Genomic DNA, 20,309 nt, shown 5'->3' on the forward strand with positions numbered 1-20,309 from the left:
ACATGTCCGGCATCGCAGTTGTCCTCGGTACCGGCGCCGACCGGACCAGCTTCCACCGGATGCTGGCGACCCTGGCACCCCGGGGCGACCTCGCGGAGACCCGTCTGCAGGCCGACCTGCTGGCCGGGGTGCAGCGGCTGCGGATCGTCGACCGGGAGCGCGCCCGGCAGCCGTGGCTCTCGGCGGACGGCCGCTGGCTGCTCTGCTACGACGGCGAGGTCTACAACCACCGGCAACTCGCCGCCGAACTGAGCGGGCTCGGACACCGGTTGCGTAGCGAGAGCGACACCGAGGTGGTGCTGGAGGCCTTCCTGGCCTGGGGGCCGGCCGCGGTCCGGCGACTGCGCGGCGACTTCGCCCTCGTCATCGCGGACACCGTCAGCGGACGGGTCTACCTGGCCCGGGACCCGCTCGGCGTGAAGCCGCTCTACTGGGCTCGTCACCTGCGTCGGCTGCACGTCGCCTCGGAGGTCAAGGCGCTGGTGCCGCTCGGCGCGACGATCCACGAGGTGCCGCCGGGACAACACGGCTGGGCCGATGCCGGGCGCGGCCCGGACCTGGTGCCGTACCTGGACCTCGCCATGTTCGGTGCCGGTCGGCCGGCGGTCAGCAACCCGGCCGAGGCGGCCCGGCTGCTCCGCGAAGCGCTGTGGGACAGCGTCCAGGCCCGGGTCGCGACCGACCTGACCGTGGGCGTGACCCTCTCGGGCGGTCTGGACAGCGCGCTCATCCTGCTGCTCGCCCGCCAACTGCATCCCGACTGCGTGGCGTTCACCGTCGGCGCCCCGGACAGCGAGGACCTGGTGTACGCCCGTCGGCTCGCCACCGATCTCGGGGTGCACCACGAGGTGATCGAGGTGCATCCCGGGGACGTCGGTCGCGACGACGTCCGCGAGGCGATCCGGATCTCCGAACTGACCGAGTACGGGGACATCATCAACGCCGTCGTCTCCGTGCCGCTGTTCCGTCGGATCCGTGACCTCGGGGTACGGGTGGTGCTCACCGGTGACGGCGCCGACGAACTCTTCGGCGGCTACCCGGCCTACCACCAGGTCAACCCCGACGCGGCCAATCGGCTCTTCCTGCACAGGATCAGGAACCTCGGTCGTACCGAGCTGCAACGGGTCGACCGGGTCGGCCTCGGGCACGGAGTGGAGCCGCGGATGCCGTTCCTCGACCCGGCCGTGCTCGACCTCGCGGCCCGGATGCCGAGGACCCTGAAGATCCGGCACGGGCAGGAGAAGTGGATCCTCCGGTACGCGTTCGCCGACCTGCTGCCGGGCTACCTCCGCGACCGGCCGGGGCGGCCGATGTCGTCCTCGTCCGGCCTGCACGAACGGGTGCGTCTGCACCGGCCGTCCTTCGCCCGCCACTACCGGTCGTGCGGCTATGAACTGTGGGAGCCGATGTGTCGGGACTTCGACACGGTACTCACCAGGTGCGGTCACGACCTGGACCGGGCACTCGCCGAGGACCGGGCCGGGCCGGACTACACGATGTTCGAACGCGCCCGGGATCTGGCCGAGGCCGCCAGGTGGAGCGTCGCGCCGGTCGTCCGCCGACTGACCGGGTCGGACCGGCGGGCGTGACCGGTTCGGAGTGACGGGTCTGACCAGCACGGCCCGGCCGGGTCTGACCCGTTCGGAGTGACGGGTCTGACCAGCACGGCCCGGCCGGGTCTGACCCGTTCGGAGTGACGGGTCCGAGCAGGACGCCCGACCGACCGCGTCGGACCGACGTACCCGATCGGTCACCGACCGGGCGACCGTCTGGGCGTACTGCCGGTGATGCCCGATTTGGCGATCGGCTTCCGTCACCGTGTCCGCGAGCCGCGACCGGGCTCACCACATGCGGCGTGATAGACACGGCGTTACGCTTTCGTACCTGTCCGCCTCATCGAAGGGCCCCTCTCGACATGGCAGCGGTGTCAGCAGCGCGGCGTGTGCCGACGTGGTCCGGACGGGCCGGCGGCCCGGTCGTCCGGCTGCTGGCCCGGCTCGCCCTGCTGGCCGGCTTAGCGGTGGTCGGCTTCTTCGTCACGGCCATGCTGGACGGACCCGCGTCCGCCGGCGACCGTTCCGGGCGCCACGACGGATCCGGACTGCTCGGCCGAGTGGTCGACGCGGAGCCGCTCACCCGGCGGCTGCCGGACCGGGTTCCGCCACCGAGAACGACCGTGGACCGGAAGCCGCCGGTACGGCTCTCGGACCGGGTGCCTCCCATGCGCGTCCCGGACCGGGTACCGCCGCCGAGGACGACCGTGGACCGGAAGCCGCCGGTACGGGTCCCCGACCGCACGCCCTCCGTACGGGTTCCTGACCGGAGGCTGCCGGTGCCGATCCCCGACCGGACGGAACGTACTCCTGACCGGACGCCGCCCGGCCAGGTTCCGGAGCGGGGCTCGCCGGTGGGCGAGCGGGACGGCGGGCCGGAGCGGGTGTCGCTTCCGCTCCCGGTCCGGTCCCCGGTCATGGATGAGTTGGTGCCCGGCGTGCTGGGCACGGTTCCGGCCGCGGTGCGGACCTCCCGAGTGTCGACGGCGGGCGGCGTCTCCGTGGTGGTGCTCGCCGGGCCGTCCGTGGATGTCACGGCTCCGCTGGCGCGGGCCGTGCCGACGCTGGTGGCGGTGGTCCCGGCCGCGGTGACGGGAGCGCCGACCGTGGCGGCGGTCGTGCTGACGGCGGTACCGACGGTGGCGGCGGCGGTGGGGCATGGCATGGTCGCCGTGGCGCCCCGGGTGTTGTCCGCCGTGCCGGCGACGTCCGCCGGTGCCGGATCCCACCGGTACGACGTGGTGCTGCTCCAGCGGGCCGGTCCCGACCTGCCCGTCGACCCGCGCCCCGGGCCGGTCGTACCGGCCGCACCGGCGTCCGGGAAGGTGGCCGTACCGTGGTCGGAGTCGGCGCCGCCACCGGCCTTGCCCTGGCCACCGGCGGCGGTGGCCGCCCCGGGCGGGTCCGCCTCACCCGGGCGTCCGGCCACGGATCCCACACCGGCCGCCCCCGTCCGACCCCGCCCACCGGACGGTGCGGGCCCCACCGGACAACGACTCGGCCAGGCGGGCGGCGGAGTCGGTCAGTCGGTGGCGCTGCCCGCCGGAATCCTCGGGTGCCCCCCTCCTCGCGCGCATCCGAACACGTTCCACGTCGACGCGTACGGTGCTGGCCGGTGGCCCGCCGTACCCGCCCTGCCCGGCTGACCCGGCTGCGGACGGCCCCTGGCGCCCCGGGGCCGGTGACCCTCTTCCGCTGAGTCCCCCCGGCGACCCGGAGGGCACTCGGAGATCTTCCACCGATCGTGTGGCGTCGGCTGTCGGTCCATTCGGCGGCCCGTTCGACGGTGACACATCCAACGGGCTCGTGATCAGTGCCGCCCGGACGCACCGGGCGGACACCGAGGTTGTCGCAAGGCTTGGGTACCCAGATCGGAGTGACCTCATGATCCGCGTGGTGATCGTGGAGGAAATGGGTTTGTTGCGGGGAGCGCTACGGGCAATGTTGTCGAGTGAGGACGACCTGGAGGTGGTGGCCGACCTCCACGAATCAGGTGACCTGGTGGGGGTTGTCCGGATGCGGCGACCGGACGTGGTCGTGGTCGACCTGGACCTGCCGGACGTCGACATGCTCGCCGTGCTGGCGCGGCTTGTCGTGGAGGCACCGGACAGCGCCGTGTTGGCGTTGAGTGCCCACCTGACGCCGGAGGCGTTGCAGCGGGCGTTCCGGGTGGGCGCCCGGGGGGTCGTCGACAAGGACGTGCCGCCGGCGGAACTGACCCGGCTGGTACGCGCCGTCGCAGCCGGCGAGCGGGTGGTCGATCCGGGTGCCGCGGTGGCCGCGCTCAGGCCGTCCGAGGGTCCGCTGACCGAGCGGGAACTCGAGGTGCTGCGGATCGTCGCGGAGGGACTGCCGCTGAAGGAGATCGCCCGACGGTTGTTCCTCGCGCACGGCACGGTACGGAACCACCTGTCGGTGATCATGCGTAAGACCGGGACGCGTAACCGCCTGGAGGCGGTCCGACAGGCGCAACGCGCCGGCTGGCTCTGAGCGGCGGTGATGACGGGTCGGGTGCCGTCGACGAGGCTGGACCGGATCGACGGCGCGCGGCTGCTCCAACGGGCGCGTCCGGCGCGCTCGTGTTTGAATGTTTACGCGTAGTGATCTCGTGATGACAAGTGGCAGGGGGGAACGTGATTCGTACGCTGCTTGCGTTGAACGGCGCTCTCATCCGTGGCGCGCTGGCCTTCGTACTGACCACTCAGGAGGACATCGAGGTCGTCGCAGAGGTGGAACGGGCCGAGGACATCGCCCCGGCACTCCGGGCGCAGCGCCCCGACGTGGCTGTCGCGGACGTCAAACTCTTCGGTGCCGGGATGCTCTCCGGTCGGACCGTGGCCACCGAGCCACCACCGGTGCTGGTGCTGGTCGACCCGCGCCGGCCCCGGGTGCTGGGGGACGCGCTGCGGGCGCAGTGTCAGCGGCTTGGTTTCCTGGGCAGCGACGCCGCGCCCGAACGACTCGTCGACGCGGTACGGCGGCTCGCCAGCGGCGGCTCCGTCGTCGACGCCGACCTGGTCGTGGCGGCGTTGAGTCGGGACAACCCGCTGACACCACGCGAGGTGGAGGTGTTGGAGATCGCCGCCGAGGGGTGGCCGGTCATGGAGATCGCCAGCAAGCTGTCCCTGTCGCCGGGAACCGTCCGTAACCACCTGTGCCGGATCGCGGGCAAGACCGGGGCCCGGACCCGGATCGAGGCGGTTCGGATCGCCCGGGAGGAGGGCTGGATCTGAGCCGGCCCGGGCGACCCGGGCATCATCACAGCACCGGCACCCCGGTCCGCTCGGCGAACCGGCGGGCCTGTTCCCGGTCGTTGACCAGCGGTTCACCCTTCAGGTTGAGGCTGGTGTTGAGCAGGATCGGGCAGCCGGTGCGTCGTTCGAACTCGCCGAGCAGGTCGTACAGGCCCGGGTGCTGGTCGCGGGTGACCGTCTGGACCCGGCTCGTGCCGTCGACGTGCACGACGCCGGGAAACGCGCGCGGGTCCCGGCACCGGGCGGTGAACTGCATGTACGGCGAGGACCGCACCGGCATGTCGAAGTACCTGTCCGCGAGTTCCTGCCGCACCACCGGCGCGAAGGGCCGGAACGGTTCGCGTCCCTTCACCTGGTTGACCCGGTCCCGGCTGTCCGGGGGGCGCGGATCGGCCAGCAGCGACCGGTTTCCCAGTGCGCGCGGGCCGAACTCGGCGCGTCCCCGGGCCACCCCCACCAGCCCGCCGGCCGCCAGCGCCCCGGCCAGTTCCGCGACGGGATAGCTCCCGGGGATCATGGTGCCGAGGTACGGGCCGGTCCAGCGGAGCTGGCGGCCGAGCAGTGCGGCCGCCGCGCCGAGACTGGAACCGGCGTCCCCCGGGTTCGGCATCAGGGTCACCCGGTCGAAGCCGGAGTGTCGGGCCAACACCTCGTTGACGACGCAGTTGAGCCCGAGGCCGCCCATCACGGTGAGGGTGTCGCCCGTCACCCGGCCGCGCAGCCACCGGGCCGCGGTTAGCAGGACCTCCTCCGTCACCACCTGGATGCTCGCGGCCAGGTCCGCCGGGTCGGCGGAGGGCAGCCAGTCGCCGATGCCCCGGTGTACGTTGCGGCGTAGCCGGTAGGTCGGTGGGGTCAGCTCGATCAGTTCCTCCTTGATCCGGTCGACGTGGCGGGGCCGGCCGAGTGCGGCCAGACCCATCACGATGAACTCCTCCTCGTTCGGGGTGAAGCCGCACCGGCGGGTGAACGCGCTGTAGAGCAGCCCGAGGCTGTGCGGGTACCGGCACCGGGCGTACACCCGGTGGCGGCCGTGCCGGAACTCGCCGAGGGTCAACGTCTCGAATTCGCCGATCGCGTCGGCGGTGAGTACGGCGGTGTGCTCCGTCCCGCTGGTGAAGTGGCCGGCGGCGGCGTGCGAGTGGTGGTGGCCGACGTGGTGGACCGGTACGCCACGCAGTTCGGGCAGGCCGAGCCGGGCCAGGTAGCGCCGGGGCAGGTCCGTACGGGACACCGCGTGGCGCAGTTGGCCGGCCCGGAGGTGCCGGAGCTTCTTGCGCAGCGGGCGTTCGTACCACGCGATCGCGTCCGGGCGTCCAAAGGCGAGCGCCTCGGCGAGCAGGCCGGGTGCGAGTTCCGGGTCGTTCTTGCGCCGTGAGTAGCGTTCGGCGTGCCCGGCGAAGAGGATCTCGTCGTCCCGGACGACGCAGGCCGCGGCGTCGTGGGAGAGGGCGCTGAGCCCGAGTACGTGGGTCAGTCTCGTCACCGGTCCGTCCGCACCGCCGCCCGTGTCCGCCGTCCGTGTCCGCCGTCGGGGCCGTCGGACACCCCGACAGTTATCGAAGAGAGTCTATCCACTTCGGGTCGGTGTCGGCACCGTCGCGCCGGTCCGTCGATCCTGCCCACCCCGCCAGCTCGGCCCGGTTCCCGTCCGGCCCGCCGTGCCAGTGGCCGACCAGGTCCCGGTAGGTCGCCGACTCGGCCAGGAGCTGGTCGTGCCGCCCCGACCTCGGCCGGCCGCCGTCCAGGACCAGGACACGCCGTGCCCGCAGCGCGGAGCTGATCCGGTGTGCGACGACCACCAGCGCGCCGGGCCGGGCCGCGAAGGCCAGTTCCACCGTCGCCTCCGCCGCCGGGTCCAGATGGCAGGTCGCCTCGTCGAGGATCGCCAGCGGGGCGGGGGAGAGATAGGCGCGGGCCGCCGCGATCAACTGCCGCTCACCGGCCGAGAGGGTCCCGGGGTCCAGCCCCGCGGCCAGACCGCCGAGCCGCTCCACCAACGGACGCAGCCCCAGCCGCTCCACGACGGCCGCCAGCTCGGCGTCCGCCGCATCCGGCCGCAGGTAACGGAGGTTGTCCCGCAGCGTGCCGGCGAAGACGTACGCCTCCTGCGGGATGAGCACCCGACGGGCGGCCAGGTCCGCGGGACCGGTGCCGTCGACCGGGGACCCGGCCAGCCGGACCACTCCGCGCTGCGGCCGGAGCAGCCCGGCGAGCACCGCGGCCAGGGTGGACTTCCCGGCACCGCTCGGCCCCACCACGGCCAGGTGGTCCCCGTCCCACAGCGTCAGGTGAAGATCGTCGAGCACCGGGCGGGCGTGCGCCCCGTACCGGAGGCTGACTCCGAGGAGTTCGGCGCGCGGCAGCGGACCCGACCCGGGGACCTCGCTCGGCTCCGGCGATGGTGGCGTGCCCGCCTCCGCGGGTGAGGGCCGGGACACGGCCGGCAGCGTCGTGGCGGCGAGGATCCGGTCCAGGGTCACCGCGAACCGCAGCCCGCCGCCGGCCACCCCCTGCACCAGCGCGTGCAGCGCCGGCTGCAGGCCGGTCGCGACGTACACCAGGGCACCGAGCACGGCGCCGGCGGTGAGTCCGGAGCGGACCAGCCACGGCGCGGCCAGCAGCAGGGCCGCGAGCGGAAGCCAACCGCCGACCGCCAGACTCAGGCTGCGCAGCGCGGCCATCCGGGCCAGGGCCCGCTCGGCCGCCGCCTGCCGGTCCACCTGTCGGCCCACCCGCCCGGCCACGACCTCCTGCCCGCCGCAGGCGGTCACGTCCCGGTGGCCGGTCAACGCGGCGCCGGCCTCGGTGCCCAGCCGCTCGTCCGCCCGGACGTACGCCCGCTGTCGGCCGATCATCGCCGGCAGGGTGGCGGCGAACAGCAGCAGACCGGCGGCCAGCGGCACGGCGACCACGGCCGCGACGAGTGGAGTCAGCGAGAGCAGGCCGAGCAGTGCCGCTCCGGCGGTGAAGAGGAAACCCCGGACCACCATGACCAGTCCGGCGAAGGTGTCCCGGACGATCTCCACCTGGTGGGTCAACCGGGCCACCGCGGCGGTGTCCGGGCGGGCCCCGGCGGCCGTCGAGTGGTGCAGCGCACCGGCGACGACCCGGTGCGCCAGGTCGTCGCGGACCGGTTCGACGATGTCGCCGAGGCAGGCGTACGCCCGGAAGGTGCCGATCGCGCCGACCCCGACCGCGACGGCGAGCACCGCCAGCCAGGCCAGTCCGACGCCGGGCCGGCCGGCCAGGAAGCCCTCGTCCACGGCGCGGGCGGTCAACTGACCGGCGAGCAGTGCCGGCAGCGCCTCGGCGGCCGACCACGCCGCGAGCCGGCCGAGCGGGCGGGCCCGTTGCCGCAGTGCCCCGGCGGTGAACCGCAGGACGCCGTTCACCGGACCGCCTCCGCCGGTTCGCCGGCCGACCCGTCCGGTGCCGTCGCGCCGGCCGACCCGTCCGGTGCCGTCGCGCCGGCCGACCCGTCCGGTGCCGGCTCGGGTTGGAAGATCGCCTGGTAGGCCGGGTCCTGCCACAGCTCCCGGTGTCGGCCGACCCCGCGCAGCCGTCCGGCGTCGAGCCAGGCGACCAGGTCGGCGGCGGCGGCGGTCGCCGCCCGGTGGGTCACCACCAGCCGGGTACGGCGGTCCCGGTGCGTGGTGACGGCCCGGGTGATCCGGTGCTCCGTGGCGGTGTCCAGACTCGACGTCGCGTCGTCCAGGATGAGCAGCCGGTCGGCGAGCAGGGCACGGGCCAGGCCCAGTCGTTGCGCCTCGCCGCCGGACATCGGCGCGTCGACGAGTCGGGTGGCGTACCCGTCGGGCAACCGCTCGACGAAGTCGTGGATGGCAGCGGCCCGGGCCGCATCGGCGAGCTGTTCCGTCGGCTCCCCGGTCCGCGGACCGGCCGCGCACGGTTCTCCGGGTCCGGCGGTGGACGGTTCTCCGGCTCCGGCCGCGCCCGGTTCTCCGGGTCCGGCGGCGCCGAGGACGATGGTGTCCGCGATGGTGTCGCCGATCAGGACGGGACGCTCGAAGCCGTACCCGACCGCGCGGCGGAGCACGTCACGGCGGAGTTGACCCAGCGGCACCCCGTCGAGCAGCACCTCGCCGGCGTCCGGGTCACGCAGTCGTCCGGCGACCGCCGCCAGGGTGGACTTGCCCGCGCCGGAGGGACCGACCACGGCCACCGTCGCCCCGGGGGGCACCCGCAGGTCGACGGCGTCCAACACCGGACGGCCGTCGTCCGCGCGGACGGTCACGCCGGCCAGTACCAACGCCCCCGGTCCGGGCGGCAGCGTCGCGGTGCCGTACGCCAGCACCGGTTCGGTGAGCACGGTCGCCAGCCGCTGCGCGCCGGCTCGGGTGCGGATCAGCCGGTTCAGCGTGGCGACCACCGCGCCGAGGCCGGCACCGAGCGCGGCGTACTGCATCGCCGCGAAGAGTTGTCCCGGGGTGAGTCGTCCCTGCGCCACCGACCAGCCGCCGACCGCGACCACCGCGAGTTGCAGCAGCGGCGCGATCGCCGCCGTCCGGGCGGAGGCCCGGGCCAGCGCCGCCCAGGTACGGGTGCCGTGCCGGCCCAGTTCGGGCAGCGGCGCCAGGATCCGGTCGAGTTCGACACCGGCCGTGCCCGCGGCGGCGATGGTACGGGCGCCGTGCAGCGCCTCCGCCAGCCGGCCGGCGATCCGTCCCTGTGCGCCGAGATAGCCGGCGGCGGCGGCGGACGCGTCGGTGAGAAAGGTACGCAGGCCGGCGGCGAGCACCAGCAGTCCGGCGACGAACGTGGCGGCGAGACGCCAGTCGAGCAGGGCGAGCGCGACGACACTGCCCAACGACGGGAGCAGGGCGGTGAGGCCGAGGACAACGGTGGCCCCGGCCTGGCCGGCGTCGGCGGCCTGGCCGACGAGCCGTCCGATCAGATCGCCCACCGGGTGTCGGGCGGCGGCCCGTGGGTCGAGCGCGAGCAGGTGGCGGAGCAGTTGGTGCCGCAGCCGCGCGGTGGCCCGGGCGGTGCCGGTACCGGTGGCCAGGTTGCTCAGGGTGTCGGTGGCGACGATCACCACGACCAGCGCACAGGCGACCAGTGGCCACCAGCGGTCCGTCTCGCCGAGCGCGGCGTCCACAGCCAGGCCGAGCACGGCGGGGAGCAGTAGTTCGGCCCCCGCGCCGAGCAGCGCGACGACGGCGAGCGTGACGGTCCAGCCGCCTCCGTACCGGATCGCCCGTCGGAGTAGCCGGTCGCCGTCGCTGGGCATCTCATCACGCTCCCGTTACAGGGGGTTGCCCTGGGTGGGCACGTACACCCACCCAGGGCCCCGGACGCACACTGCTCAGTTGCAGGTCGTCACGGACAGCGAGCTGTCGCCGCAGAGCAGCAGGCTCGCGCGGCTGCCGCCGCCACCGCCGCCACCGCCGGTGCGGTCGGCCAGCTCCATGCCCTGAAGGTCGAGAAGCGCCATGTTGTACACCTCCCCTCGAGGTATCGGTTTCAACGTGCCCCCCGCTCGCGCGGGGGGAGCTCGGTCGCGCCGGTGAGCGGCGCGAGGAACGGCAGGGTCGTCGGCCGGCCGGACCACGCCGCGCCGGTGGTGAGCAGTACGCCCGCCGCGCCGGTGGCGAGGTCCATCGACAGCCGCAGCAGCTGCTCGCCGGGGAAGGCGAGGAAGCCCTGGTACGGCATCGCGTGCCAGGCCAGCCGGGAGACCTGCCGGTGCAGTTCGGCCCGGTCGGTGGCTCCGCCGTCGGTGGTGTCACCGGCGACGGGTCCGGTCCCGGCCGTGCTGCCTGTCCCGGCGACCCGGGCGGCCAGGTAGGCGATGATCCCCGCCCGCCCGGCGAACAGGCCGGACTGGGCGTAGAACGGGGCCCGGGCCGCTTCTCGGATGGCGCCCGCCGAGGCCGCCAGATCAGGCTCGGAGCGGTGCCGCAGGTACTGGTCGAGGACGATTCCGATGCCGACACTGCCGTGTGCCAGGTACGGCATCGTCCGCCAGCCCTCGTTGACCTCCAGCGCGCCGTCCGGGCGCAGTACGCACCGGCGCAGGTCGTGCCGGAGTGCGGCACCGGCCCGGTCGAGCAGTGCGCGGTCACCGGTCAGTTCGTACAGTCGGAGGAACATCAGGGCGGGGCCGCTGCGTCCCCGGGTCAGCCCGGCGTACGGGTGCTGCCCGCCGCTGATCTCCGACCCGGTGACCGGGCCGTCGTTCTCCGGGCCGGCTGGTGGCACCGGCTCACCGAGTCGTTCGGTGACCAGTTCGGCGGCGCGCCACGCGGCGTCCCGCAGGACCGGCTCGCCGGTGCGGCCGGCGAACTCGGCGAGGTTGAGCGCGATGCCGGAGAGTCCGCTCGCCAGATCCGGGCCGAGGTCCTGCCACGGTTCCCGCAGGCAGATGTCGAGTACGTCGAGGGCCTCCTGCCGCCGGCCGAGGCCGTCCAGAGCGAAGGCGACCCCGTGCAGTCCGTCCCAGAACCCGCACCGGGTCCCGGAGGCAGGGCTCAGGGCCTGCTTCACCAGCCACTGCGTGTGCTCCTCGGGGGGCTCCGCACCGGCGAGGAGCAACGCGTGCAGTACGCCTGCGGCGCCGTACCCGAGGTTGAGCCCGCCGGTGCGGAACTGGTCGATGTCGCCGGGGAAGAGCCGGTCGTCGCGGCCGGGAGTGGCGCTGGCCAGGATGGCGCCGGCGAGTCGGTCGCGTATCCCGGGCCAGCCGGTCGCACCGGAGGCGAACGCCTCGGCGCCCGGGACCGGAACCGTCCGTCCGACCGGCTGGTCGCCGCCGTCGTCGGTGTCGGTGGCCTCGCCGCCGCGGATCTCCTCGACCGCCCGGTCGAGGAAGTCACGCGGGACGGGGAACTGCGCCGCGATGATGTCGGCGAAGTGGGCGGCCTTGGCCGGGGCGAGCCGGACCAGCGGGGTAAGCGGCAGGAACAGCGCGAGTCGCAGGCAGGCCAGGGCGTACCGGTCCACGGCGGGCCCGGTCCGGTCGCGCGGGGCGGCGAAGCCCTGGTTGCGCAGGGCGGGCCGGGTCGCCTCGGTGACCGGCGCGGCGACCTCGAAGTCGACCAGGGTCACCCGGTCGTCCGGGCCCACCATGATGTTGAACAGGTGCAGGTCGCCGTAGACCACGCCGTGTGCGGTGATCGCGTCGACGATCCGTTCGACCTGCTCGTGGATCCGTATTGCCCAGTCGGTGTACTCGGCCAGCCGCTCCGCCGTGCTCTCCGGGTCCACCAGCGGATACCGCTCGACCAGGAGCTTGTTCAGCGCGCGACCCTCGATGTACTCGAGTGCGAGGAAGTGGTGGTCGCCGAGGACGAACTGGTCGTGTACCCGGGCCACCTGGGGTACGCCGGCGAGCCGGCGCAGCATGTCGGCCTCGCGGTTCAGTCGGGCCACCGCGTCCCTGCCGTCGGCGTCCAGACCGGCGTGCGGCCGGGCCTCCTTGAGTACGACCTGGGTGTCCGTCCGGGTGTCCCGGCCGACGTAGAGGCCGCCGCCGTTCGAGAAGTGGATGACCCGCTCGATCCGGTACGGCAGGTCGGTGGTGGAGACGGCACCACGGGCGGCGAGGTGCGGCTCGAGGAAGGCGGGCAGGCTCACCCAGTCGGGCACGTGGAACACCGGGTCCCGGCGGTCCGGCACCAGCGTTCCGGTGCCGTCCTCGATGGCCGGCACCACCTGGCCGTCGTCGGAGAGGCAGTAGCGCGCCGCGAAGCCGCCGTACCGGACGTACACCGGGCCCGTCCCGTACCGCAGGTCACTGAGGATGTACGGGCCGGCCTCGCCGTCGAGTCGTTCGGCGAGCTCCTTGCAGGCCAGTTCGAGTTCGGCCTCGTCGCGGGGGTAGACGGTGACGAACTTGCCGCTGGAGCCGCGCCGGGCGTACTTCGAGTTGCGCATCAGGAGCATGCGGGGGCCGCGCAGGAACTTGAAGGAGAGGCCGCGTGGTACGCAGTAGTCCCAGACGCTCGCCAGCACCCGCTCGGCGTTGGCCAGCCCGGCCGAGATGTGGATCTTCCAGCCCTGTTGCGGCAGGGATCCGCCCTCGGGTCCGTAGATGAACCAGTCGTCGCTCGGCTCGCGTCGCCAGCCCGCCGGGATCGGCCGGTCCGCCACGGCGAAGCCGTCGGTGACGGCGGTGGTGGTGCTGAGAGAGTCGTAGAACAGCGGGTCGACCGCGCAGTAGGCGTCGTAGCGTTCGTCCATTGTCGCGGCTCCTCGGCTGGTACCTGGGGACCTCTGTTTCATCGACGTATCCGAGTCTCCTTGGCTGCTCCGAGTTGTTACTAGTGTGTTAAGTCATCCCCGGGAGTGCGTCGTGCACGGGTACTTATGACAAATGTCAGGGGGGCGAGACAATTGATGGGCACCTATATCGACATGTCCGGATAGTGTAGCGCGACCGGGTGTGACGTGAGTCGTCTGATCGGCTGGTCCGATGTGGCTGGATACGTCGGACACGGGGTCACCTGGCCCCCGGACCGGGAAGTCTTCGGGCCAATGCGAATATGTCGCGGATTACCCGCCTCCGTGCCTCAGGTGCGGCCTCCACCTGCGGTGGATCCAGGTGGACGATCGCGTGCACAAGAGGTGAACCGATCTCGCGGATTTGCGGCCGACGTCGTGCCGGAATTGACGACGGACAATGATCAACATCGTCATGGCGTTTCAGGAAGTGTTGTTTTCGACAGCTTCGACGCGGCGCTGTGTCCGCCCGACGGTCGCCGCTCCACGCCCGGTTCGTGGTCGAGCGCGCGATATGCGCGGCGGCGGGGAGGCCGCGGAAGAAATTGTCACCGCAGGCCGCTGTCCGAACGGACGGCCGGCATGCGGAGGGGGCGCCGGAAAGTCGGACCGCCGGGTGGGAGAAAGTCCGCCTGTCGGTCGGGGAGGGCAGGCCCTACGGGGCACGGGAACGACAACTCCGGCCAACCCTGTCACCGGCGGGTGACGATCGGTACCGGTGCGAAGGACGGTTGGCTCGGTCGGGACGTCACCGTCCCGACCACCCGCACCCCCTCCGAGATGGGTCCGTGTTCCGCCGGTGCGGATCGCGGGTCGGCAGGGCCAGATCCGGACCGGCCGTCAGCTCACTGCGAGGGCTGCGGCACCTCACACTCGATCTCGGGGTTCGCGCCGACGTAGTTCAGCGGCCCCGCGATGACGGTCACCACGGTGGTACCCGCCTCGGCACAGTTGTTGTTGTCCCGGTCGAAGTAACCGCGTTGTCCGGCGGCGATCGCCCCGATGATCAGCCAGATCACCACGATCACGCCGCCAATCGATCCGTAGCGCACGATGGCCTCCTTGCAGGGGAACGGGGTCGACAGCCGGCGGCCCCGCCGACTGTCGACGAACCTGATACCCGTCGCCGCGCGCTCCGCAAACGCGGCGCTGGCCCGCCGGGTCGTCCGGCCCGAGGCGACCCCCCGGGGCCTCGGTGGTCGTGTTGCCACGCCACCGTGCGGGATCCGCCGCCGGGGGCCGCCCGCGTGTTTCGATGTGGACCAGGAGGCGTACCGGAGAAGTGGCGCCGGTCGGACAGTGGAGGACCGATGCGGGAGTCACCTTCCCGATCCACCCCGCGGAGCGTCGAGGCCGATGGGCGGCTGGTCAACCGGGACGGCTACGGCGACGGCACGGCGGTCCGCCGGTACGTCGCCGACCCGTACCACCGGGTCCGCCGGGAACTCGCGGTGCGGATGCTGCTCGACGGGGTCCGGTCGGGCGGGAACGGCGTGGCGGGCCGGGACGCCCCGGCGGGACGACCGGCGGCCGGGGCGCGGCGGCCGGTGCTCGAACTCGGCTGCGGACCGGTGAGCATGCTGGCGGACGTACCGGATCCGCCGTGGCCGCCGCTGGTCGCGGACCTGGCCTTCGACGCGGTGGTCGCGGCCCGGTGGCCCGCCGTCGGCGCGCTGTGCCTGGATGTCACCCGCCCGTTGCCACTGCGGGACGGCGCCCTGGCCGGCGTGCTGATGGGGGAGCTGATCGAGCACGTCTACGACCCGCTCGCGTTGCTGCGGGAGTGCCGCCGGGTGCTCGCCCCGACCGGACTGCTCGTGCTGACCACGCCGAACCTGGCGGGGCTGCAGGACCGGTTCAGTTTCCTGCTCGGCCGGGCACCCCGGCAGGTCAACCCGGCCCACCCCTATCTCCGGATGCACATCCGCCCGTTCACCGTGTCACTGCTGCGCGACGTGCTGCGTCGGGCGGAGCTGGAACCCGTCCTGGTCCGGTCCAACTACGTCGGCTGGCGGCTGCGCGGCGGCCGGTGGGTGAAGTCGCGTACCCTGGCCCGACTTCTGCCGGGGCTCGGCGGGTCGTTGGTGGTCGCCGCCCGTCCCCGGTGACATGTCACCGTCCATCGTAATTGTCCTCAATTGACCGGCGACTATCATGGGTGGATCGTCGTCGGCCGGGAGTGAAAATGGCGCGCCTCATCAGCTGGGTCGCCAGCAACCTGGATGCCTTCTTCGGACTGGCCATCGCGCTGACCGTGGCCATCCTCGGAATCATCGACGACGTGCCGCAGGACGTGGTCAACAGCGTGATCCTGCTGATCCTCGCGCTGCTCGCCCAGGCGCTGCTCCGGGAGCGGTGGCGGCGGGACACGGCGGAGAAGGCGGGCCGCCAGATGCTGGCCGAGAGCAACGCCCGGCTCGACGAGTTGGTGCCGCACCTGGCCCAGATCACCGCCGAGGACGGGGTGCTGGCCGGGGCCCGTTCGGCGATCAACAGCGCCTCGATGGTCCGGGTGCTCAACGGAGCCGAGGTGGGCGCGGCGCACGCCGAGGCCCGGGCCCAGACCGACCGCTGGCGGTTCAGGGGCGGCACCGGCACGTACACCCGCGCGGTCACCCTGCCCGAGTGCATCGAGCACGCCCGCCGGCGCAACGGCACACTCGACTTCGGAATCGAGATCATCGACCCGACCGACGAGCAGGTCTGTGAACGGTACGCACAGTTCCGGCGCAGCCTCTCGCCACGGCCGGACGCCACCGGGGAGCGCTGGACGGTGGACCGGACCCGCAAGGAGTCCTACGCCACCGTGCTCGCCGCCTGCTGGCACCAGCAGCGTTCGGGACTGCTCAACATCGACGTACGACTGTCGAACCGGATGAGCACCTTCCGATACGACCTGTCGTCCAGCTGCGTCATCATCACGCAGGAAAATCCGCAGACTCCGGCACTTCGCATCGATCGGCGGGAAATCTACTACCACCGTTATAGCATCGAGCTTCAGTACAGCCGCGAGCAGAGCCGTCGGGTCCCGATCGAACAGGCGAGGCAGGTGCAGCTCGACGACGAGCCGTCGGTCGAACAGACCCGGAGGCTCTTCGTGGCGCTAGGTCTGCCCCTTCCGCGCGCCTACGGCGATCGGGAGGTCTCGGACATCATCGTCAAGGCGATCCAGGCGAGGAACCCCTACGAGTGATGAACTATCCCGAGCTCTACCAGGAGATCGGCCGTGGCACCGGCAGCCGCCGGGTGCACGCCTGGGTGATCGACGTGCTGACCGAGATCGCGGACGGTCGCCGCCACCTCAGGGCCGTCCGCCATCCGCTCGGGTTCATCTGCCTGCCGATCGACCGCAGCGGCGAGGACGGCATCTGCGTCCACCTCTGGGCGGCGGACCGCCCGGCCGTCACACCGGTGACCTCCGGTATGCACTCGCACAGCTGGGACCTGCTCAGCCAGGTCCTGTACGGCGAGGTGCGCAACGAGATCATCGAGGTGACCGAGTCCGCCGTCGAGCCGACGCACCGGGTGCACGAGGTGCACAGCCGAGGTGACCTGGACGAGATCCGGCCGACGCCACGACTGGTCCGGGCCCGGCTCGGCGCCGTGGAACGGCACTCCGCCGGGGCCAGCTACACGTTGTCGGCCGGCAGCTTCCACACCTCGGAGGTGCCCGACGGCGCGGAGGCGGTCACCGTCGCGCTCGGCCGGACCGCACCCGGAGCACACGACCTGAGCCTGGGGCCGCTGCACGGGCGCGTCGAGCGGAGCCGACGGGTCCGCTGCGACGCGGCGGAGACCGCCCGCGCGGCCCGGGGGATCGCCGAACGGGTGGCGGCGCACGCATGACACGTGACGAGCGGTAGACCCGCGGCGAGGCTGGAGGAGTCCGATGGCGCGTACGTGGACCTGGACGGGGACCTCACCCGATCTCCGGGAAGCCCAACAGTTCGCCGTCGAGGCGGCCACCGCGGCGGGCCGGTTGCTCCGGGAAGGGGTGCGCGGCGACATCAACGTCCGCGCGAAAGGCCCGGGTGATGTGGTCACCGACCTCGACTTCGCCGCCGAGCGACTGCTTGTCGACCGGATCCGGGAGCGTTTCCCGGACCACGAGATCTTCGCCGAGGAGGGTGGCCGGTACGCGGCCGCCGAGGACACCTGGACCTGGCTGGTCGACCCGCTCGACGGGACCAACAACGTCGCCATCGGACTGCCCGCCTACGTGGTGGGGCTCGCGCTCTGCGCGGACCGGGTCCCGGTGCTCGGCGTGGTGCACGACCCGATCTCCGGGCGCACCTGGTCGGCGGTACGCGGCCACGGCGCCGTGGTGCACCCCGGCGCGGCTCCGGACAGCGGCGCTCCGGCCGACCCCGTCCCGCTGCGGCTGCCGCACCGGCCCGTGCCGACCGCCCCGGTGCTGGCCTGGACCCAGGGCCACGACGTACGCCGCGACGACAGCACCCTGCGCGCGCTGAAGGTGGTGCTGGACGGCACCGCCCGTCGGGTCCTGCAGCTCTGGGCGCCGCTGCTCTCCTGGGTCATGCTGGCCCGGGGCGACATCGACGGGATCGTCGGCTACCGGCCGGAGGCGGTGGACCTGCCGGCCGGTGTGCTGCTCGCCACCGAGTCGGGGATGGTCGTCCGCGCCCTCGACGGCACCGAGTTCGACCCCCGGATCGGCGTGCCCGCCGAGCGGCGCAGCTTCGTGGCCGGCCCGCCGGAGACCATCGACCGGCTGGTCAAGCTCGTCACGGCCGCCCAGTGGATCGAGCCCGAGATGCGGCGGCTCACCCCGGTCAGCCTCTCCAGCGTGGGTTGGTGACCGGCCCGCTCACGGTCGACGAGGTCGGGATTCAGCAGATCCAGCAGTAGAGACCGCCCCTGGTGCGTTCCGCGTCCGCGGACAACGCCGCCACCTCACCGAGCAGCTCGTGGGCCAGCTCATCCTCGATGTCCTCGCCCTCCTCGGCGCGGAGCGCGATCCACCGCCCGACGGCCCGTTCGAGTGTGTCGTCGTCGGCTTCGGCCAACGCCTTGGTGAGCTCGGGCGGAACGAGCAGCACCACGGGCCCGTCAGCACCGCTGAGGATGTCCGGGCCCCCGGCGTCGCCGACTTCGTCGAGGTCCCGGTTCAACAGGATGCTCTCCCACTCCTCGAGCGTCAGCCAGACGTCGAAGTTGCCGTAGGTCGCCTGCCGGAGGTCCGCTCCGGGACCTCCTTCCGCGACACCGGCGGCGACCGCGTCGTCGGGGGCGACGAAGAACCTGATGATCGAGCTCATCCGCTGATAGTGCCAGTCGTCCGCTGCCCGCTGCCTGCTGGCGGAGCGGCGCCGGAACGTCGGGGGCCCCCCGGGCCCCCCCCCGGGCCCCCGGGGGCCCGGGGCGGGCACCGCCCCCGCCGGTGCCCGCTGTGGGGGGGGGGCCCGGGGGGGGGGGGGGGGGGGGCCGCGGCCCGGGGGGGCCCCGGGGGCCCCCGGGGGGGGCCCGGGGGCGACCGTGGGCGGTCAGCGGACCGGCTGTCCCGGGTTGACCAGCGCGATCCGCTCCCGTACCGCCTCGCGCAGCTCGGGCAGGCTCTCGGCGGACAACCGCGCCGCCGGGTCGAGCGTGCGGTTGTCCCGCTTCACCGGGCCGGCGACCGGGTACACCTCGGTCTCACCGGGCAGCGGCAGGCCGGGGCAGGTCGCGTCCGACGGGCGCGAGTTGTGCAGCAGGAAGACGTTGACCATCCCGTCGACGCACGGGTTGCCGTCGACCGCGTACTGGCCGTGGAAGGTGGCGTCGTCGACCGAGACCATGCTGACGCCGGGCGCCGCCCGTACCGCCGCCCGGGCCTGCTCGTAGCCGGTCTGCGGGTCGAACTCGGCCTGCACGACGAGGATCTTCGAGGCGACCTCGGCGGGCAGGTTCGGCAGGGTCTGCCGGGGCGGATCGGACCAGAAGGCGCACGGCTCGGAGATCCCGTACGCCCAGCCGAACAGCGGGTAGCGCGGGCCCTGCCGGTCGCTGAGGTTGCGGTACCAGGTGGCGGAGCGGGTGGGCTGGTCGCCGCAGGCGACCGCGGCCCGGGTGAGCGGGAAGGTCACGTAGTCGTCGGGAGCCTCGGCGCTGATCGTCCGCACCGTCAACTCCGCGAGCGGTACGCCGTACTCGGCCCGGGCCAGCCCGTCCAGCTCGGTGCGCAGGGTCTCCGGTACCCCGGCCCCCGGGCTCTCCCCGTTCATCTCCTGGGCGGCCAGCGTGAAGAGCAGGGTGGCGAGGAGCCACCGGATCTCGCTGCCCATGCCGACGAAGACGCCGTCGTAGGTGTCGCCGGAGATGCCCACGGTCTTGGCGTAGGCACGGGCCTGCTCCCAGGTCCGGGCCGCCTCGGCCGGGGTGTCGCCGACGATCTCCGGGAACTGGCGCGCGGTCCAGGGCAGGTAGACGTCGTCGAGCTGCCGCTGCCCGATCATCGGGAACGCCTCGAAGGCGGCCTGCAGCCGGCCCTGCCAGTTGACGCTGGAGTCGAGCACCATCTTGCCGGTGCTGGCCGGGAAGAGCGAGGCGTACTTGGCGCCGAGCCAGGTGCCGTAGGAGTAGCCGACGTAGTTGAGCGTGGGGTCGCCCAGCAGTCGCCGGATGAGCTCCATGTCGTGCGCGGTCTGCCAGGTGGTGACGTACCGGGTCAGCGCCTCGCTCTGGCATGCCTCGGCGATGGCCCGGGGTGCCTTCTGGTGCTCGGTGATGCTCTCCCGGGACCGGTCCCGGGCGTCGAGGTCGGTCCGGGTGGAGAGGCGGCCGGTCGGAATCTCGCAGACCAGGCCCAACTGCTCCGGGGCGGTCCCGCCCTCCTGGCCGGTGCCGCGCGGGTCCATGCCGATGAAGTCGTAGCGCTGGTTGACGGCCGGCTGGAGCGCGGCCAGGAACCCGGCCAGGGAGGTGCCCTGACCCCCGGGGCCACCCGGGTTGAGCAGGATCGCGCCGAGCCGCTCACCGGTGGCCTTCGCCCGGCTGACCGAGACCCGCAGGTCGACGCCGGCGTCCGGCGCGGCCCAGTCGCGGGGCACGGTGACGAGGGCGCACTCCGTGGGCCGCATCCCCTCGACCGGCGTGAACAGACAGGGCCCCCAGGCGATCTCCTGGTCCAGATAGGGGTCGAACGGGTCGGCGGCCTGGGCGGCCACCGGGGTGGCGAGCAACGCGAGGATGGTCGCCGAGGTCACCACACTTCTGACGAGGCGGCGCACGGTACTCCTTCCAGCAGGAATCGGATGAA

Annotated in this window: 16 protein-coding genes; 8 read left to right on the top strand and 8 right to left on the bottom strand. The window is 73.0% G+C overall.

What is annotated here, in order from left to right; translation table 11 throughout:
• Nucleotides 1-2 precede the first annotated feature (2 nt).
• The 4 genes from V1633_RS14505 to V1633_RS14520 all read left to right on the top strand — a co-directional run bounded on the left by V1633_RS14505 (nucleotide 3) and on the right by V1633_RS14520 (nucleotide 4,786).
• Entirely contained in the window at nucleotides 3-1,589 is a 1,587-nt protein-coding gene (locus V1633_RS14505; RefSeq protein WP_331214821.1) for an asparagine synthetase B family protein, read from the top strand.
• A gap of 353 nt (nucleotides 1,590-1,942) precedes the next feature.
• Nucleotides 1,943-3,199 (top strand): hypothetical protein, encoded by a 1,257-nt coding sequence (locus V1633_RS14510; RefSeq protein ID WP_331214822.1) that lies wholly within the window; start codon nucleotides 1,943-1,945, stop codon nucleotides 3,197-3,199.
• Between the two features lie 238 nt (nucleotides 3,200-3,437).
• Entirely contained in the window at nucleotides 3,438-4,043 is a 606-nt protein-coding gene (locus V1633_RS14515) for a response regulator transcription factor (RefSeq protein WP_331214823.1), read from the top strand.
• A gap of 164 nt (nucleotides 4,044-4,207) precedes the next feature.
• Entirely contained in the window at nucleotides 4,208-4,786 is a 579-nt protein-coding gene (locus tag V1633_RS14520) for a response regulator transcription factor (RefSeq protein WP_331214824.1), read from the top strand.
• Between the two features lie 25 nt (nucleotides 4,787-4,811).
• Here the strand turns inward: V1633_RS14520 and V1633_RS14525 are convergent, their stop codons facing one another.
• From V1633_RS14525 to V1633_RS14550, 6 genes are all read right to left on the bottom strand, one after another.
• On the bottom strand, nucleotides 4,812-6,293 hold the full coding sequence (locus tag V1633_RS14525) for a carbamoyltransferase C-terminal domain-containing protein (protein ID WP_331214825.1): 1,482 nt from the start codon (nucleotides 6,291-6,293) through the stop codon (nucleotides 4,812-4,814).
• Nucleotides 6,294-6,363: 70 nt separating this feature from the next.
• Nucleotides 6,364-8,202: an ABC transporter ATP-binding protein gene (locus V1633_RS14530; RefSeq protein WP_331214826.1), complete on the bottom strand. Its 1,839-nt coding sequence runs from the start codon at nucleotides 8,200-8,202 to the stop codon at nucleotides 6,364-6,366.
• Nucleotides 8,199-10,061: an ABC transporter ATP-binding protein gene (locus V1633_RS14535; RefSeq protein ID WP_331214827.1), complete on the bottom strand. Its 1,863-nt coding sequence runs from the start codon at nucleotides 10,059-10,061 to the stop codon at nucleotides 8,199-8,201. The genes V1633_RS14530 and V1633_RS14535 overlap by 4 nt, the downstream gene beginning before the upstream one ends.
• 75 nt (nucleotides 10,062-10,136) lie before the next feature.
• Nucleotides 10,137-10,265, bottom strand: coding sequence for a SapB/AmfS family lanthipeptide (locus tag V1633_RS14540; protein WP_101366223.1), 129 nt, complete (start codon nucleotides 10,263-10,265; stop codon nucleotides 10,137-10,139).
• 29 nt (nucleotides 10,266-10,294) lie between these two features.
• The gene (gene lanKC / locus V1633_RS14545) at nucleotides 10,295-13,012 is read right to left on the bottom strand and encodes a class III lanthionine synthetase LanKC (protein WP_331214828.1); all 2,718 of its coding nucleotides are present in this window, start codon (nucleotides 13,010-13,012) and stop codon (nucleotides 10,295-10,297) included.
• A gap of 884 nt (nucleotides 13,013-13,896) precedes the next feature.
• Nucleotides 13,897-14,103, bottom strand: coding sequence for a hypothetical protein (locus tag V1633_RS14550; protein WP_331214829.1), 207 nt, complete (start codon nucleotides 14,101-14,103; stop codon nucleotides 13,897-13,899).
• Between the two features lie 258 nt (nucleotides 14,104-14,361).
• On the opposite strand from V1633_RS14550, the gene V1633_RS14555 reads away from it, so the two are divergent.
• From V1633_RS14555 to V1633_RS14570, 4 genes are all read left to right on the top strand, one after another.
• Entirely contained in the window at nucleotides 14,362-15,159 is a 798-nt protein-coding gene (locus V1633_RS14555) for a methyltransferase domain-containing protein (RefSeq protein ID WP_331214830.1), read from the top strand.
• A gap of 77 nt (nucleotides 15,160-15,236) precedes the next feature.
• Nucleotides 15,237-16,244 carry a hypothetical protein gene (locus V1633_RS14560; protein WP_331214831.1) on the top strand — a complete coding sequence of 336 codons (1,008 nt, stop codon included), beginning with the start codon at nucleotides 15,237-15,239 and terminating at the stop codon, nucleotides 16,242-16,244.
• Complete coding sequence (locus V1633_RS14565; RefSeq protein WP_331214832.1) at nucleotides 16,244-16,897, top strand: hypothetical protein; 654 nt, start codon at nucleotides 16,244-16,246, stop codon at nucleotides 16,895-16,897. The genes V1633_RS14560 and V1633_RS14565 overlap by 1 nt, the downstream gene beginning before the upstream one ends.
• A 43-nt stretch (nucleotides 16,898-16,940) precedes the next feature.
• Nucleotides 16,941-17,870 carry an inositol monophosphatase family protein gene (locus V1633_RS14570; RefSeq protein ID WP_331214833.1) on the top strand — a complete coding sequence of 310 codons (930 nt, stop codon included), beginning with the start codon at nucleotides 16,941-16,943 and terminating at the stop codon, nucleotides 17,868-17,870.
• 31 nt (nucleotides 17,871-17,901) lie between these two features.
• On the opposite strand, the gene V1633_RS14575 is transcribed toward V1633_RS14570, so the two are convergent.
• Together V1633_RS14575 and V1633_RS14580 are read right to left on the bottom strand one after the other, a co-directional pair.
• Complete coding sequence (locus tag V1633_RS14575) at nucleotides 17,902-18,330, bottom strand: hypothetical protein (RefSeq protein WP_331214834.1); 429 nt, start codon at nucleotides 18,328-18,330, stop codon at nucleotides 17,902-17,904.
• Nucleotides 18,331-18,555: 225 nt separating this feature from the next.
• Nucleotides 18,556-20,280 carry an alpha/beta hydrolase gene (locus tag V1633_RS14580; RefSeq protein WP_331214835.1) on the bottom strand — a complete coding sequence of 575 codons (1,725 nt, stop codon included), beginning with the start codon at nucleotides 20,278-20,280 and terminating at the stop codon, nucleotides 18,556-18,558.
• Nucleotides 20,281-20,309 lie beyond the last annotated feature (29 nt).

This window comes from Plantactinospora sonchi, assembly GCF_036422035.1.
Lineage (GTDB): Bacteria > Actinomycetota > Actinomycetes > Mycobacteriales > Micromonosporaceae > Plantactinospora > Plantactinospora sonchi.

Bases quoted from the DNA above. Each gene is read 5' to 3' on its own strand.
- V1633_RS14575 (WP_331214834.1), bottom strand. From the start codon at position 18,330: ATGAGCTCGATCATCAGGTTCTTCGTCGCCCCCGACGACGCGGTCGCC.
- V1633_RS14505 (WP_331214821.1), top strand. From the start codon at position 3: ATGTCCGGCATCGCAGTTGTCCTCGGTACCGGCGCCGACCGGACCAGC.
- V1633_RS14555 (WP_331214830.1), top strand. From the start codon at position 14,362: ATGCGGGAGTCACCTTCCCGATCCACCCCGCGGAGCGTCGAGGCCGAT.
- V1633_RS14540 (WP_101366223.1), bottom strand. From the start codon at position 10,265: ATGGCGCTTCTCGACCTTCAGGGCATGGAGCTGGCCGACCGCACCGGC.
- V1633_RS14515 (WP_331214823.1), top strand. From the start codon at position 3,438: ATGATCCGCGTGGTGATCGTGGAGGAAATGGGTTTGTTGCGGGGAGCG.
- V1633_RS14535 (WP_331214827.1), bottom strand. From the start codon at position 10,061: ATGCCCAGCGACGGCGACCGGCTACTCCGACGGGCGATCCGGTACGGA.
- V1633_RS14560 (WP_331214831.1), top strand. From the start codon at position 15,237: ATGGCGCGCCTCATCAGCTGGGTCGCCAGCAACCTGGATGCCTTCTTC.
- V1633_RS14565 (WP_331214832.1), top strand. From the start codon at position 16,244: ATGAACTATCCCGAGCTCTACCAGGAGATCGGCCGTGGCACCGGCAGC.
- V1633_RS14570 (WP_331214833.1), top strand. From the start codon at position 16,941: ATGGCGCGTACGTGGACCTGGACGGGGACCTCACCCGATCTCCGGGAA.
- lanKC (WP_331214828.1), bottom strand. From the start codon at position 13,012: ATGGACGAACGCTACGACGCCTACTGCGCGGTCGACCCGCTGTTCTAC.